The organism is Bradyrhizobium sp. R2.2-H, from assembly GCF_004346455.1.
GTDB classification, from domain to species: Bacteria; Pseudomonadota; Alphaproteobacteria; order Rhizobiales; family Xanthobacteraceae; genus Bradyrhizobium; species Bradyrhizobium diversitatis.
Genome location: NZ_SMBR01000013.1, coordinates 22,214 through 37,891, shown reverse-complemented (window position 1 = coordinate 37,891; position 15,678 = coordinate 22,214). Strand labels below are relative to the sequence as shown.

Annotated in this window: 14 protein-coding genes; 6 read left to right on the top strand and 8 right to left on the bottom strand. The window is 64.9% G+C overall.

Features of this window, described 5'->3' with window-relative positions; genetic code table 11:
• Positions 1-28: 28 nt before the first annotated feature.
• On the bottom strand, positions 29-886 hold the full coding sequence (gene coxB, locus EDE08_RS28950; protein WP_131872114.1) for a cytochrome c oxidase subunit II: 858 nt from the start codon (positions 884-886) through the stop codon (positions 29-31).
• Positions 887-1,346: 460 nt separating this feature from the next.
• Here coxB and EDE08_RS28945 point away from each other — a divergent pair, with 460 nt between their 5' ends.
• From EDE08_RS28945 to EDE08_RS28930, 4 genes are all read left to right on the top strand, one after another.
• Positions 1,347-1,880 (top strand): invasion associated locus B family protein, encoded by a 534-nt coding sequence (locus tag EDE08_RS28945; RefSeq protein ID WP_028179828.1) that lies wholly within the window; start codon positions 1,347-1,349, stop codon positions 1,878-1,880.
• Between the two features lie 118 nt (positions 1,881-1,998).
• Positions 1,999-3,426, top strand: a complete 1,428-nt coding sequence (tldD, locus tag EDE08_RS28940) for a metalloprotease TldD (protein ID WP_131872113.1) — start codon at positions 1,999-2,001, stop codon at positions 3,424-3,426.
• Positions 3,423-4,202 (top strand): signal peptidase I, encoded by a 780-nt coding sequence (gene lepB, locus EDE08_RS28935; RefSeq protein ID WP_061882496.1) that lies wholly within the window; start codon positions 3,423-3,425, stop codon positions 4,200-4,202. The genes tldD and lepB overlap by 4 nt, the downstream gene beginning before the upstream one ends.
• Positions 4,203-4,224: 22 nt before the next feature.
• Positions 4,225-4,794, top strand: a complete 570-nt coding sequence (locus tag EDE08_RS28930; protein WP_131872112.1) for a nucleotidyltransferase family protein — start codon at positions 4,225-4,227, stop codon at positions 4,792-4,794.
• A gap of 150 nt (positions 4,795-4,944) precedes the next feature.
• On the opposite strand, the gene EDE08_RS28925 is transcribed toward EDE08_RS28930, so the two are convergent.
• From EDE08_RS28925 to EDE08_RS28915, 3 genes are all read right to left on the bottom strand, one after another.
• The gene (locus tag EDE08_RS28925; RefSeq protein WP_131872111.1) at positions 4,945-5,511 is read right to left on the bottom strand and encodes a PAN domain-containing protein; all 567 of its coding nucleotides are present in this window, start codon (positions 5,509-5,511) and stop codon (positions 4,945-4,947) included.
• A gap of 111 nt (positions 5,512-5,622) precedes the next feature.
• Positions 5,623-6,993: a glutamate--cysteine ligase gene (locus tag EDE08_RS28920; RefSeq protein ID WP_131872110.1), complete on the bottom strand. Its 1,371-nt coding sequence runs from the start codon at positions 6,991-6,993 to the stop codon at positions 5,623-5,625.
• Between the two features lie 98 nt (positions 6,994-7,091).
• Positions 7,092-7,586, bottom strand: a complete 495-nt coding sequence (locus EDE08_RS28915; RefSeq protein ID WP_061882499.1) for a MarR family winged helix-turn-helix transcriptional regulator — start codon at positions 7,584-7,586, stop codon at positions 7,092-7,094.
• A gap of 682 nt (positions 7,587-8,268) precedes the next feature.
• On the opposite strand from EDE08_RS28915, the gene EDE08_RS28910 reads away from it, so the two are divergent.
• On the top strand, positions 8,269-8,577 hold the full coding sequence (locus tag EDE08_RS28910) for a hypothetical protein (RefSeq protein ID WP_131872109.1): 309 nt from the start codon (positions 8,269-8,271) through the stop codon (positions 8,575-8,577).
• Positions 8,578-9,048: 471 nt separating this feature from the next.
• On the opposite strand, the gene EDE08_RS28905 is transcribed toward EDE08_RS28910, so the two are convergent.
• The 4 genes from EDE08_RS28905 to EDE08_RS28890 all read right to left on the bottom strand — a co-directional run bounded on the left by EDE08_RS28905 (position 9,049) and on the right by EDE08_RS28890 (position 14,895).
• On the bottom strand, positions 9,049-11,262 hold the full coding sequence (locus tag EDE08_RS28905) for an FAD-dependent oxidoreductase (protein WP_131872108.1): 2,214 nt from the start codon (positions 11,260-11,262) through the stop codon (positions 9,049-9,051).
• A gap of 150 nt (positions 11,263-11,412) precedes the next feature.
• Entirely contained in the window at positions 11,413-12,621 is a 1,209-nt protein-coding gene (locus EDE08_RS28900) for an acetyl-CoA C-acetyltransferase (protein WP_061882502.1), read from the bottom strand.
• Positions 12,622-12,678: 57 nt separating this feature from the next.
• Positions 12,679-14,469 carry an acyl-CoA dehydrogenase C-terminal domain-containing protein gene (locus tag EDE08_RS28895; RefSeq protein WP_131872107.1) on the bottom strand — a complete coding sequence of 597 codons (1,791 nt, stop codon included), beginning with the start codon at positions 14,467-14,469 and terminating at the stop codon, positions 12,679-12,681.
• Between the two features lie 39 nt (positions 14,470-14,508).
• Complete coding sequence (locus tag EDE08_RS28890) at positions 14,509-14,895, bottom strand: nuclear transport factor 2 family protein (protein ID WP_131872106.1); 387 nt, start codon at positions 14,893-14,895, stop codon at positions 14,509-14,511.
• Positions 14,896-15,085: 190 nt separating this feature from the next.
• On the opposite strand from EDE08_RS28890, the gene EDE08_RS28885 reads away from it, so the two are divergent.
• A complete protein-coding gene (locus EDE08_RS28885; RefSeq protein ID WP_131872105.1) occupies positions 15,086-15,676 on the top strand; it encodes a PadR family transcriptional regulator in 591 nt (196 codons plus the stop codon).
• Positions 15,677-15,678: the final 2 nt, after the last annotated feature.

The following is a 15,678-nucleotide window of genomic DNA, read 5'->3' as shown; positions in this document are numbered from 1 at the left end:
TTCAGTCCCTCGAGCCGTCACCCGACGCTTACTGCGTCGGGCCGGCCGCGGAGGCGTAGGTGCTGGTGCCGCCGCTCGCATATTTCTTCTTGGCCGCCTCGACCCAGGAGGCGAACTCCTGGTCGCTCACCACGCGGATCGCAATCGGCATGAAGGCGTGATCCTTGCCGCACAGTTCCGAGCACTGGCCGTAATACATGCCGGTCTTGGTGGCCTTGAACCAGGTCTCGTTCAGCCGGCCCGGAATGGCGTCGATCTTGACGCCGAAAGCCGGCAGCGCGAAGGCGTGGATGACGTCCGCGCCCGTGGTCTGGACCCGAATCACCTTGTTGACCGGGACCACCATCTCGTTGTCGACGCCGAGCAGGCGGGGCTGCTTGTCCTGGGCCATCAGCGAATCGAACTCGAACTTGCCGTTGTCGGGATAGGCGTAGGACCAGTACCACTGCTTGCCCGTCGCCTTGACGGTCAGGTCCGCCTTCGGAATGTCCAGCTCGAGGAACAGAAGCCTGAACGACGGCACCGAAATGCCGACCAGGATCAGCACGGGAATCAGCGTCCAGGCCACCTCGATCAGCGTGTTGTGGGTGGTCCGCGACGGCACCGGATTGGCCCTCGCGTTGAACTTGATGACCACGATCACCAGCAGCGCCAGGACGAACAGCGTGATCAGGGTGATCAGCACGAACAGGAAATTGTGGAACCAGACGATATTGTCCATCACCGGGGAACCGGACTGCTGAAGCGTCCACTCCCACGGCGCCGGCTGCCCGAGCTCAGCGGCGAATGCCGCACCACCCGTCCCCAGCGTGACGCCAGCCGCCACCAAGGCGATGGTGGCCAATCCCAGCAATTGCCGGCCCACCCGACCCATCGACATCCTCATGCCGTTCGCGCTCCCCTTACGAAATCACCCCAAGTGCATTCCCCTGCTTCCGGGAAACGCTTATTCGATCCGCCAGTCCGACAAACCGCCACGCAAGAATACCTCTAAGAGGAATTGGGGCCAGATCGCTAGAACGCGAAATCAAGCCTCTCAAACCATAATTCTTGATCTATCGCAATGCAGTCTTGAGCTCGGTCTGTCAGCCATCATCGGCAAGATATTTCCTAGCAACATCAAACAAAAATACCGTTTCCCGGGATGCCGCGGCTTGACAGCGGAATTGCCCGCGGTAGGCACTGGCGGATGGCTGCGCAGGAGCCTGATTCGTGCCGGCGGCGGCGGCGCGAGGCGGCGCGGAATTTGCTTGGGAATCGCCTTCAAGACGCCGTCATTCCCGTATCAGTCCGCCAGATTGGCCTGCCAAGCGCGAGCGACCCAGGCGAGCAGAGGGACCGACCCGATGGGGCTTTCGAGATCGATGGCAAAGCCAGCTAGCGGCCTCCCGGCGCTGACCGCCCTCCTGACCGCGATCGTCCTCCTGGCGCTCCCCGGCCTCGCCCATGCGCAGGGCGCGGTGCGCTCCGTCCATGGCGACTGGCAGATCCGCTGCGATACTCCGCCTGGCGCCCAGACCGAGCAATGCGCGCTGATCCAGAGCGTGGTGGCGGAAGACCGCTCCAATGCCGGCCTGACCGTGATCGTGCTGAAAACCGCCGACCAGAAGAGCCGCCTCATGCGCGTGGTGGCGCCGCTGGGTGTGCTGCTGCCCTCCGGCCTCGGACTCAAGCTCGACAACCAGGACGTCGGCCGCGCCGGTTTCGTCAGATGCCTGCCCAACGGCTGCGTGGCGGAAGTGGTGATGGACGACAAGCTGCTCGGCCAGCTGCGCAGCGCCAAGACCGCGACCTTCATCATCTTCGAGACCCCCGAAGAAGGCATCGGCTTCCCGCTCAGCCTGAACGGGCTCGGCGAGGGCTACGACAAGCTGCCGTAGCGGCCGATCCGGCACTGGTGAGGGATCCTATTGTTTCCGTAATGTGAGGCTCGGCGCCCTCGCGGAACCGGTCCGAAACCATTATCTTGCCCCACAGCCCCCGATAATGGACGGACGCATGACCAACCCTGCAACAACCTCCCTGCTCGACCGTGCCAATCTCGACCGCGACCAGGTTCGCAGCGAGGTCGCGCGCGGGCTCTCGGGCGCCGACGACGGCGAATTGTTCCTGGAGTACAGCCAGACCGAAGCGCTGATGTTCGACAATGGGCGGCTGAAGCAGGCGACCTACGACACATCGCAAGGGTTTGGCCTGCGCGCCGTCAAGGACGACGCGGTTGGCTACGCCCATTCCTCCGACGTGTCGCTGCCGGCGCTGATTCGCGCCGCCGACGCGGTCGCCGCCGTGCGCGGCGGCTACTCCGGCAGCTTCGCCGCGCCGCCGGCGCATACCAACGTGCGGCTTTATAGTGACGACAATCCGCTCGATGCGCCCGGCTTCGAGACCAAGGTCAAGCTGCTCGCCGAGATCGACGCTTACCTGCGCGACAAGGATCCGCGGGTTCGGCAGGTCAGCGTCAGCCTGGGCGCGACCTGGCAGGTCGTCGAGATCCTGCGGCCCGACGGCGAGAGCTATCGCGACATCCGTCCGCTGGTGCGCGTGAACATTTCCGTCGTCGCCGGCCAGGGTGACCGCCAGGAGAGCGGCAGCAAGGGCTATGGCGGCCGTGCCGGCTATGCCGAATTCATCGAGAGCAGATCCTGGCGCGAGGCCGCCGACGGCGCGCTGCGCGAGGCGCTGGTCAATCTGGAATCGATTCCGGCGCCGGCCGGCGAGATGGACGTCGTGCTCGGTGCCGGTTGGCCCGGCGTGATGCTGCATGAAGCGGTCGGCCATGGCCTGGAGGGCGACTTCAACCGCAAGAAGACCTCCGCCTTTGCCGGCCTGATGGGCCAGCAGGTCGCGGCCAAGGGCGTCACGGTCGTCGACGACGGCACCATCGCCTCGCGGCGCGGCTCGTTGTCGATCGACGACGAGGGCACGCCGACCAACCGCACCGTGCTGATCGAGGATGGCATCCTCGTCGGCTACATGCAGGATCGCCAAAACGCGCGGCTGATGAACATGAAGCCGACCGGCAACGGCCGTCGCCAGGGCTACGCCCATGTGCCGATGCCGCGCATGACCAACACCTACATGCTCGCGGGCGACCGCGATCCCGCCGAGATCCTCGCCTCGGTCAAAAACGGCGTGTTCGCCGCGAATTTCGGTGGCGGCCAGGTCGACATCACCTCGGGCAAATACGTGTTCCAGTGCACCGAGGCCTACAAGATCGAGAACGGCAAGATCGGCGCGCCGCTGAAGGGCGCCATGCTGATCGGCAACGGGCCGACCGACCTGCATCGCATCCGCATGATCGGCAACGACCTTGCGCTCGATACCGGCATCGGGACCTGCGGCAAGAATGGTCAGGGCGTGCCGGTCGGCGTCGGCCAGCCATCGCTGCTGATGGAACGCATCACCGTGGGTGGAACGGGCGCATGAGCGTGGAAGACAAAGTGACTGTCACCCCCAAGCGGAAAAGCAGCGGCTGGGGTGGCCAACTCGTGCAGCTCGCCGGCATCGTCGCCGCGGTCTTCATCGCCAAGGGCGCGCTCGCCGAGCCGTTCTACGTGCCGTCGGGCTCGATGGAGCCGACGCTGCTGATCGGCGATGCGCTGCTCGCCTCGAAATTCCCCTATGGCTACGGCACCTCGTCGCTGCCGATCCAGATCAGCCTGCCCGAGAGCGGCCGGGTGTTCGCGGAGACGCCAAAGCTCGGTGACGTCGTCGTGTTCCGCTGGCCCGGCGATCGCTCGCAGGCCTGGGTCAAGCGCGTCGTGGGGCTGCCCGGCGATCGCATCCAGATGCGGCAGGGGCAGCTCTTCATCAACGACCGCCCGGCCGAGCTGAAGCCCGATGGCGTCGGCGCCGCCGAGGACGACCGTGGTGGCAGCGAGCCTGCCTATCGCTATGTCGAGACGTTGCCGAACGGCGTCTCGCATCTGATCTTCAAGATGCGCGACAACGGCCCGCTCGACAACACGCCCGAAGTGACGGTGCCGGCCGGGCATCTCTTCGTGCTCGGCGACAACCGCGACAATTCCGCCGACAGCCGCGTGCCGCTGCGCGCCGGCGGCGTCGGCCTGTTGCCGATCGACAATCTGATCGGCCGTGCCGATGCCGTGCTCGGCTCCTGGGATCTCGGCATGCGCGGTCAGCCGGTGTGGACCTGGCTGTCCGGATTCAGGCTTGCCCGGTTCTTCACCGCCGTGCATTGAGCGGAAGTCTCTCCCCTTCACGATGAACCGTGACGAATTCCTCACGCTTGCCCTGAGAAATCCCGTCAACGTCGCGATTGCCGATGCCCTCGCGCAGCTTGCGCTGCCGGATGCCTGGCTGGTCGCGGGTTGCTTGGTGCAGACGGTGTGGAACGTGCTCACCGGCCGCGCGATCAGTCACGGCATCGCCGACTACGACGTGTTCTACTTCGATCCCGATACGTCGTGGGAGGCGGAAGACGCGGTGATCCGCAGACTGCATGCGCGGCTCGCGCATCTCGGCGCCAAGATCGAGATCCGCAACCAGGCACGGGTGCATCTGTGGTACCCCGGCAAGCATAACCTGCCCTATCCGCCGCTGACGCGCTCGACGGACGGCATCGACCGTTTCCTCACCAAGAATACGCAGCTGGGTATCCGACCCGTTGGTGGGAATTTCGACGTCTATGCGCCCCACGGGTTCGATGACGTCGCAAGGCTGATCGTAAGGCCCAACCGGGCGCCGAACTTCTCCGCCGCCAATTACGAGACGAAAACCGCGCGATGGAAGGCACTGTGGCCCGAGCTGACGGTGGTTGCGGCGGACGCATAAGCTCCACGTGTCCCGGACAAGACGCATCGTGAAACGATGCGGCGCAGAGCCGGGACCCATGCGCAACAGCATGCAGTGTGGCATGGGCCCCGGCTCTGCAGCGCAGCGCTGAAGGAGCGCCGCGCTGCGCCCAGGGCAAGAGTATGAATACTACCGCACCACGCCCGACGTGAATCCGGCCTTGCGGCGCGGCGGCTTGATCTCCTTCTTCAGGAAACAGCGCGCCTCGCGTCCCGTGTAGCCGGGGCGGGCATAGGTGAAGGCACGGCATTTGTTGTCGGCGGTGCAGGCGGCCTTGCAGGCCTCTACGCTTTCGCCGTCCTTGAGCTCGAAATTGCGCAAATCGCCACCCGGGCGGTCGATCGAGGTCTCGACGCCTTCGACGCGCGGCTCGATCACGCCGGCGCCGCGCACCCCGGAGATGCAGCAACTTCCCGGCACGCGCGGCGGCACGGTGTTCTTCAGCCAGCAGACCGCCGAGCCGCCTTCGACGTCGGGATAGCTGAAGCTCCAGGAGCGGCAGCGGCGATCACGCTCGCAAAGCAGCGCGCAATCCTCGGGATCGCCCGACGTGACCGGCGTGCTGAAATAGTCGCCGCCGGGGCGATCGAACGCCGTCTGGGCAGGCGCCGGCACGCTCGCAAATGCAAGCGAAAGCAGAATCACGCATGCCGCGACGCTGGTCATGACGACCCCGGACAGGCGGCCCTTCCTCATCGGAACAGCTTTCGAGTTATTGACGACGCTCAGGTTTTTTCGGCCGGCCATTTGATCGCCGCAAACCTGTATGGGCGATGAACGGCTCAGGTCCTGATCGAGCTTGCCGATCTAGAACGCATACTCCGCGTAGACCGGTTCCACCGAGCCCTTCCAAGGACCGTTGAACTTCTCCAGCATCTCCTCCGCCGGCGTCCGGCCGGAATCGATGATGCGATCGAGCGGCTCGAGGTGTCGGGTCTCGTCGCGGCCAAGCTGGTCGATCCGGCCGCGCCGGCGCAGGCCGGCATGTGCCAGAACGAGGCACTCCTTGGCGATCTCGAACAGATAGCGGTCCTTGATTCGCGCCTTGAAGCCGAAGCGCGGCACGTCATCGCGCAAGGCCTGACGCTCATGCGCGGTCCAGTGCTTCACCATGTCCCAGGCGGCGTCGAGCGAAACGTCGTCGTACAGCAGCCCGACCCAGAACGCCGGCAGCGCCGGCAAGCGGCCCCACGGACCGCCGTCGGAGCCGCGCATCTCAAGATAGCGCTTGAGCCGCACTTCCGGGAAGATCGTCGAGAGATGGTTGGCCCAGTCCGACAGCGTCGGACGCTCGCCGGGAAGATTGTTGTTGCGGCCCTCGAAGAACGCGCGGAACGAGGAGCCCGACACGTCGATGTATTCCTCGCCGCGCTTGACGAAATACATGGGCACGTCGAGCGCGTAGTCGACATAGCGCTCGAATCCCATGCCGTCCTCGAAGGCCCACGGCATCATGCCCGCGCGCGCGTTGTCGGTGTCGCGCCAGATCTCGGACCGGAACGACAGGAAGCCATTCGGCTTGCCCTCGGTGAACGGCGAATTGGCAAACAGCGCCGTCGCGACCGGCTGGAGCGCGAGCGAGACGCGCAGCTTCTTGACCATGTCGGCTTCGGAGGAGAAGTCGAGATTGGTCTGCACGGTACAGGTCCGGTACATCATGTCGAGGCCGTACTGACCGACCTTCGGCATGTAATTGGTCATGATCTTGTAGCGGCCCTTGGGCATCACCGGGATATCGGCGCGCGACCAGGACGGCGTCATGCCGAGCCCGAGGAAGCCGATGCCGAGCGGCGTTGCGATCTCGCGCACCTGTGCCAGATGCGCCATCAACTCGCCCTGGGTCTGGTGCACGTTCTCGACCGGCGCGCCGGACAGCTCGAACTGTCCGCCGGGCTCGAGCGAGATCGCGCCGCCACCGGTGACGTCGTAGAGGCCGATGATGTTGCCCCTCTCCATGATCGGCTCCCAGCCGAGCAGGAGCTTCATGCCTTCGAGCAGCGCACCGATGCCGCGCGCGCCCTCGTAAGGCACCGGACGGTGGCCGTCGAGCGTGAACGGCGTCTTCTCGTGCTCGGTGCCCATGCGGAATTCGGACGGGTCCTTGCAGCCGGCCTCGAACCACGCGACGAGTTCGTCGCGTGACTGCAGCGGCGTCATATCGATCTGGTCTCGCGCCATATCAAACTCTAATCAAAAGGCGCTTCGACCGAACGCGCGCGGTGACAGGGATGGCCCGCGAACCCACCGGTTGCGCGGACGAGCGGTTTGCCGCGCGATCATCGCGACGGCATGCTTTCGTTGACGCCCGCGGGCGGCAGTTTCACCTCGCCGCACGAGCAGCCCAGGCGATCGAGCAGATTGCTGAGCTTGACGGCGTCGGCATCGGACAGTTTCGAGCCGACATATTTCTCGATCGCAGCCGAATAGGCGCCCCACATCCGCTTCTGCAACTCGCGGCCGGCTTCCGTGATCTCGACGAACTGGCCGCGCTTGTCGATCTTGCATTCGCGCCGCGAGGCAAGGCCCTCGTCGACCAGGCGGTCGATCAGCCGCGAGGTGGAATATTGCGGGATCAGCATCTGCCGCTCGAGTTCGACCGGCCGCAGTTCGCCCGAGGGCGCCCGCGACAATTCGAGCAGCGCATCATACCAGGCCAGCGGTGGGAAGCCGGCCTTCTTCAAGTCCTGCTCGACGCAATCGAGCACGCGGCTCTGCACCCGCATCAGGCGGATCCAGGCAGCCGTTGCCTCGGTCGATGGTTTGCGTTTCATGGTCCCGCTCAAGTTCGTCGCCTGTCTCTTACTCCATTTGATGCACCTGCATCAATCTTGACTATTTCAAGCAGGTGCATGTAGTTGCTGTTTCGGCCGAACCAAGCACCAGGCGGAATTCCGCGAAACCGCAGGATTCGACCGGTGCCTGCTCGCCGTCCCCCCAATGGCCCTCCTGTCAGCCGGCCTGCCCTATGAGATGGTCGAGGTCGAATCGGCGCCAAGAAGCTCGAAAATGGGCGACGACTATCTGAAGCTGACCCCTGGGGGCCAGGCCCTGCGCCGGGCCTCGACAGCGGCGAGATCGTGACCGAAGGCCCGGCGATTGTCCAGAAGAGCGCCGTCAGGCCTCGACCGAGGCGCTGGCGCCGGCCCGCGACAATTCCGAGCACCACAGCTGAAATTCCTCACCTCCGAGCTGCGCAGGAGCTTTGGTCCCCCGTTCGCAGAGCAGGACAGGCGAAGCGCCGAAGACCGGGATCGATGATCCCGCGCTCTGCTTGCGCCATTCGCTGAATCCGAAGATCCGCGATGCACTGACTTCAATTTTACGAGCATTGTCAGGGTTAACAATAACTCTGCGTTGTGCACTCCGCGGCCGTCACTATCCTTGTGAGAGCACTCCACTTGGCTCAGCTTCAGCGCGAGAACACGACGCAGATCACTGGACCGGGAAGCTATTGTGACGGCTGTACTCCTTCTCCTGCTCGCGAGCGCAATCACTGGCCTTGCGACGGGGCTCATCTTCCGAGTCTGGACTCTGCTGCTGGTCTCGCCGGCGACCGCGATCGTTACAGCAACGGTCCTTCAGAGCTCAGGCTTTGGATTTTGGACGGGCGTTCCGATCGTCGTCGGCTGCCTGATTGCCGGCCAGCTCGCCTATCTGGCGGCGACGTTCTACCTGTACAGAGGCCAGCTCTCAATGCAGGACGACATCGACGGCGAGCCAGGCAAGCACGGCCATTGCGATATCGAGAAGGAGAACGAGTAGAGCCAGGCCGAGCCACGAGGGAATTTTTCTGCGCCGCCGGAGGAGCCCGCGGCGTCGCCACGACCGGCCCAGAATCAGCAGGGGCGCGTATCTTACCGCAACGCCAGCTGCGCTGTCTTGAGACACCGTGGGGATCATTGCGGGACACCTTCAATGCCAATGGGCCATCCGGTGAAACATCAGCAAGAGCGGTGCCAGGGCGGAGCGAGCCGAATATCGGTGCAGCTACGCCAAGACGAGGGGCGGCGCAGACATCTCTTTCACCAACCAGAATGGCTGGCGCCTTGAGGTGCGCATCGGCCGCGACGAGGAAGGCAGCTGGAAGGCCAGCCTCGCCGGCGAGACCGTATCGGGGCGCGCATTCTCGCCGTTCGGCGACGGACAATAAAAAGGCCGGATCGATGATCCGGCCTTTTGGCTCTGCGTGCCCGGATTTCGCTCACGCTCCATCCGGGCTACTACAGGTCTCTCTCAGGCCGCCGCCTTCTTCGGCGCGAAGCGGCCGTAGAAGGTCTCGCCCTTCGCCGCCATCTCCTCGAGCAGCTTCGGCGGGGTGAAACGCGAGCCGTATTTCGCCTCGAGCTTGCGGCAGAGCTCGACGAACTTCTTCGTACCCATGAAGTCGATGTAGGACAGCGTGCCGCCGGTGAAAGGCGCGAAACCGAAACCGAGGATCGAGCCGACATCCGCCTCGCGCGGATCGGTGATGACGTGGTCCTCCACCGTGCGCGCCGCTTCCACCGCCTGCACCACCAGGAAGCGCTGCTTCAGCTCCTCGATGTCGAGCGTATCAGGGTCGAGCTGCTTCGGCTGCAGCGCTGACAAGCCCGGCCACAGGCTCTTCTGGCCTTTGCCCTTCTCGGGGTAGTCGTAGAAGCCCTTGCTGTTCTTGCGGCCGAGGCGGCCCTGCTTCTCGACCATCTCCACCATCAGCTTCTTCTGATCGGGATTGATGGCGTTGGGGCCGAGATCGGCCTCCGTCGCCTTCATGATCTTGAGGCCGAGGTCGAGCGCGACTTCGTCCGACAACGAGAGCGGGCCGACCGGCATGCCGGCCATCTTGGCGCAGTTTTCGATCATCGCCGGCGGCACGCCTTCCAGGAACATCTCGTTGCCTTCGGCGACGTAGCGGCCGACGCAGCGGTTGGCGAAGAAGCCGCGAGAGTCGTTCACGACGATCGGCGTCTTGCCGATCTGCCGGACGTAGTCGAGCGCGGTCGCGAGCGCGAGATCGCCGGTGTTCTTGCCGAGGATGATCTCGACCAGCATCATCTTCTCGACCGGCGAGAAGAAGTGGATACCGATGAACTTGCCTTGGTCCTTGAAGCCCTCGGCCAGCGAGGTGATCGGCAGCGTCGAGGTGTTCGAGGCGAAGATCACGTTCGGCTTCAGATATTGCTGCGCCTTGGCGAAGGTGTCCGCCTTGACCTTGCGGTCCTCGAACACGGCCTCGATGACGAGGTCGACGTCCTTCAGCGCGGCATAGTCCGCGGTCGGCGTGATGCGCGCGAGCAGCGCTTCGGCGTCACCAGGCTTGGCACGGCCCTTCTTGATCTGCTCCTCGATCACCTTCTGCGCATGCCCCTTGCCCTTGTCGGCGCTCTCCTGGTCGCGGTCGATCAGGACGACATCGAGGCCGGCGCGGGCCGAGACGTAGCCGACGCTGGCGCCCATGAAGCCGGCGCCGATCACCGCGATCTTCTTCACCTTGGTCGGCGGCACGTCCTTCGGGCGGCGCGCGCCCTTGTTGAGCTCCTGCATCGACAGGAACAGGCTGCGGATCATCGCCGCCGCTTCCTTCGAGCGCAGCACCGAGGCGAAGTAGCGCGACTCCACCCGCAGCGCGGCATCGATCGGCAGCTGCAGGCCCTCATAGACGCAGCTCATGATCGCCCGCGCCGCGGGGTAATTGTCGTAGGTCTCGCGGCGGTAGATCGCGTTGCCGGCCGGGAACATCATCATGCCGGCCTTGGAGAACACCGGACCGCCGGGCAGCTTGAAGCCCTTCTCGTCCCAGGGCGCGACGGCCTTGCCACCGCCCTTGATCCAGTCCTTGGCGGCCCTGATGAGATCGGCGGCGGGAACGACGGCGTGAATCAAATTCAGCGCCTTGGCCTTCTCGACCGTGACGGGGTCGCCCTTGAGCAGGATCGTCATCGCATCTTGCGGCGGCACCAGGCGCGGCACGCGCTGCGTGCCGCCGGCGCCGGGGAAAAGGCCGACCTTGACCTCGGGCAGGCCGAGGCGCGTCTTGGGATTCTCGGCCGCAACGCGATAATGGCAGCACAGCGTGATCTCGAAGCCGCCGCCGAGCGCGAGGCCGTTGATCGCGGCCGCCCACGGCTTGCCCGACGTCTCGATCGAGCGCAGCACCAGCGAGAAGCGGCGGCTCTGGTCGAACAGCATCTGGTTCGCCGCGGTCTCGCCCTGCTCCTTGAACACCTTCGCATAGGCCTGGTTCATGCCTTCGAGCATCGACAGGTCGGCGCCGGCGCAGAACGCCTCCTTGGCGGAGGTGATGACGACGCCCTTCACCGCGGCGTCAGCCGTGGTCGCCTTGACGATCGCCTCGAGCTCGTTGGTCGAGGTTTCGTCGAGCACGTTCATCGACCGGCCCGGGATGTCCCAGGTGACGAGCGCGATGCCGTCTGCGTCGGTCTCAACCTTGAAATTCTTGTAGGCCATGCTGGTTGCTCCTCGGTGCCGCAGCCGATCTCAGGCGCGGCGGTTGACTCTGAATTCGTAGGGTGGGTTAGCGAAGCGTAACCCACCACGGTCTTTCGCTGCGGGGACAGAAGAGGTGGGTTACGCCTGCGGCTAACCCACCCTACGAACCTACACCCGCTCGATGATGGTCGCGGTGCCCATGCCGCCGCCGATGCACAGCGTGACCAGGGCGGTGGACTTGTTGGTGCGCTCGAGCTCGTCGAGCACGGTGCCCAGGATCATCGCGCCGGTCGCCCCTAACGGATGGCCGAGCGCGATGGCGCCGCCATTGACGTTGATCTTGGCATTGTCGATGTCGAAGGCCTGGATGTAGCGCAGCACGACCGAGGCGAAAGCCTCGTTGAGCTCGAACAGGTCAATGTCCGACTTCTTCATGCCCGAGCGCGCAAACAGCTTCTCGGTGACGTCGACCGGACCGGTCAGCATCATCGCCGGCTCGGAGCCGATGTTGGCGAAGGCGCGGATTTTTGCGCGCGGCTTCATGCCGTACTTCGCGCCCGCTTCCTTGCTGCCGAGCAGCACGGCGCCGGCACCGTCGACGATGCCCGACGAATTGCCGGCGTGATGCACGTAGTTGACGCGCTCGATCTCGGGATGCGACTGCACCGCGACACCGTCAAAGCCGCCCATCTGCGCCATCATGGTGAACGACGGCTGCAGCTGCGCCAGCGACTGCATCGTGGTCGAGGGACGCATGTGCTCGTCCTTGGCGAGGATGGTGAGGCCGTTGATGTCCTTCACCGGCACCACCGACTTGTTGAAGCGGCCCTCGTCCCAGGCCTTGCCCGCGCGCTGCTGGCTCTGCACCGCGTAGGCGTCGACGTCGTCGCGCGAGAAGCCGTATTTGGTCGCGATCAGATCGGCTGACACGCCCTGCGGCATGAAATAGGCCGGCACCGCGATCGAGGGGTCCACCGGCCAGGCCCCGCCGGAGGCGCCTATGCCGACGCGGCTCATCGATTCGGCGCCGCCGCCGATCACGAGCTCATGCTGGCCGGACATGATCTGCGCCGCGGCGAAGTTCACGGCATCGAGGCCGGAGGCGCAGAAGCGGCTGATCTGCACGCCGGGAACGGCTTCGCCGAGGCCGGCCTTCAGCGCAGCGAAGCGCGCGATGTCGGATCCGGCTTCACCGACCGGATCGACCACGCCGAGGATGACGTCGTCGACGGAATCTTCCGGAAGGTTGTTGCGGTCCTTCAGCGCCTTCAGCGGCACGGTCGCGAGCGCGAGCGCCGTGACTTCGTGCAGCGCGCCGTCCGGCTTGCCGCGGCCGCGCGGGGTGCGGACGTGATCGTAGATGAATGCCTCAGGCATGACGCCCTCCTGATGTGATGTTTGAAAGCTATTGGGAAACGGCGGCGGGAGCAGGCCTCAGAAGGCTTCCGCCGGCAATTCCATGATGGTGGCGCAACCGGCCTGGATGCGCGCCAGATTGGCGGCCGTCTCCGGCAGCATCCGCTCCATGAAGAAGCGGCCGGTGACGAGCTTGGTCGAGAGATAAGGCGTCGCCCCGCTCTCGGCAATCTTGGCATTCGTCACCTTCGCCATCTTCGCCCACATATAGCCGAGCGCGACGAAGCCGAAGAGATGCAGGTAATCGGTGGCGGCAGCGCCGGCATTGTCCGGTTTCGCCATCGCATTCTGCATCAGCCAGGTGGTGGCCTGCTGGAGGTGGCCGAGCGAGGTGGAGAGCGGCGTGATGAAGGGCTTGAGCGCCTCGTCGCCGCCATTCTCCTTGGCGAAGGCCATCACCTCGCCGAAGAAGGCCATGATGGCGCGGCCGCCGTCGCGCGGCAGCTTGCGGCCGACAAGGTCGAGCGCCTGGATGCCGTTGGCGCCTTCATAGATCATGGCGATGCGCGCATCGCGCACGAACTGCTCCATGCCCTGCTCGGCGATGTAGCCGTGGCCGCCATACATCTGCTGCGCCTGCACCGCGTTGGCGAAGCCGTAGTCGGTGAGGAAGCCCTTCAGCACCGGCGTCATCAGGCCCATATGGTCGTCCGCGGCCTGGCGATCCTTGGGATCCTCGGAGCGGTGGGCGACGTCGCTCTTCAGCGCGGTCCAGATCACGAAGGCGCGCGCGGCCTCGTTGAAGGCGCGGATCGACAGCAGCGTGCGGCGTACGTCGGGATGAACGATGATCGGATCGGCGGGCTTGTCCGGCGCCTTGGCGCCGGTGAGGGAACGGCCCTGGATACGCTCGCGAGCATAGGCGACGGCGTTCTGGTAGGCGACTTCGGACTGGGCGAGGCCCTGGACGGCGACGCCGAGCCTAGCCTCGTTCATCATCACGAACATGCCCTGCATGCCCTTGTTCTCTTCGCCGATCAGCCAGCCGGTGGCGTTGTCGTAGTTCATCACGCAGGTGGAGTTGCCGTGGATGCCCATCTTATGCTCGATCGAGCCGCAGACGACGCCGTTGCGGGCGCCCACCGAGCCATCGGCGTTCACCAGGAATTTCGGCACCACGAACAGCGACACGCCCTTGATGCCGGCGGGAGCGCCCTCGATGCGGGCGAGCACGAGATGGATGATGTTGTCGGCGAGATCGTGCTCGCCGGCCGAGATGAAGATCTTGGTGCCCGTGATCCTGAAGCTGCCGTCCGCCTGGCGCACCGCCTTGGTGCGGAGCATGCCGAGGTCGGTGCCGCAATGCGGCTCGGTGAGGTTCATGGTGCCGGTCCATTCGCCGGCGACCATCTTCGGGACGTAGGTCTTCTTCTGCTCGGGCGTGCCGTGCACCAGCAGCGCCGCGGTCGCGCCCATAGTGAGGCCGCCATACATCGAGAACGCCATGTTGGCCGAGATCTGGAATTCGTTGACCGCCTGGCTCAGCGTCACCGGCAGGCCCTGGCCGCCATATTCGGTCGGCGCCGACAGGCCGAGCCAGCCGCCCTCGACCACCTGCTTGAACGCCTCCTTGAAGCCCTTCGGCGTGGTGACGCTGCCATCGTCCGCGCGCTTACAGCCTTCGAGATCGCCGACGCGATTGAGCGGCTGCAACACCTCTTCGGCGAGCTTGGCGGCCTCGCCCAGGATGGCGTCGCGCACGTCGCTCGACGCATCGGAGAAGCCCGGCAGATTGTCGTAGCGGTCGATCTGGAAGACGTCGTTGAGCAGGAAGTTCACGTCTTCGACGGGGGCTTTATAGATCGGCATGGGGGTCTCCCGGCAGGCCTCGAAGGGATGATGTTGGGCTTAGGATTGGGCGGCGGCAAGCTGCTCCGCCATCAGGCGGTGCAGCATGTTGATCGCCTTGAGCGGACGCACCATCACCTTGAAATGGGTGATGCGTCCCTCGGCATCGAAGCTGATGATGTCGACACCGTTGATCTCGATGCCGTCGATCATGGTCTTGAATTCGAGCACGGCGCCACTGTCGCTGCGCCACTCGCCGACATAGGTGAAGCCGGGGCCGCCAAGCACCTTCTCGGCGCTGGCGAGATATTTGAAGGTGATGTCGCGGCCGCGCTGCGGGGTATGCACCACAGGGCTTTCGAACACGGCATCGGGATGCAGAAGGTCCCAGAGCGCGGTGCGGTCATGAGACTTCATGTAGGCGTACCAGGAATCGAGGCCGGTCATTCTCGGGTGCCTCCCTAGGCCAAGGGCAAAAGTGCGAAAACAACCCCATGCACAGTAGCAGTCGGGTTGATTCTGCTGGATTTTTTCAGTCGGGACTTGTCTCGACTGCTCACCGCCTCATATGCACATTGACGCATATGCGCCGATGCGCATAAAGTCAAGCCACAAGGTCGAGAACAGGAGACCGGTCATGGCACTGGGCGACGCGATCCTCGCATGCCTGACGGAACGTCCGATGACGGGCTACGAGCTCGCCAAGACGTTCGATTCCTCGATCGGCTTCTTCTGGAAGGCCGACCACCAGCAGATCTACCGCGAGCTCTCCAAGCTGCGCGACCGCGGCCACATCCAGGGCCGCGAGGTCGTGCAATCGGGCAAGCCCAACAAGCTGGTTTATACGCTCACTCCGGAGGGGCGAACAGCGCTGCGGCACTGGGCCGCGCGGCCAAGTACACCGGCCTCGACCAAGGACGACCTGCTGGTCCGCCTCCACGCGCTCGACAGCATCGACATCGAGCCGCTGCGCACCGACCTGATGGCCCGCCTGGAGCACCATCGCGACCGCCACGCCAATTACGAGCGCATCCTGAAGAAGCGTTTTCCGGACGGCACGGCGGAAGGCCGGCTCGACCTCGGCAATTTGCTGCTGCTCCGCCTCGGGGCCCGGCACGAGCAGATGGTGGCCGATTTCTGCGAGGAGGCGCTGGAGGCGCTGTCGGCGACGACCGGGAAAGGCACGGTGGTGCCGATCGAGGAGAGCAAACGCGAAGGGAAGGGTTGAGC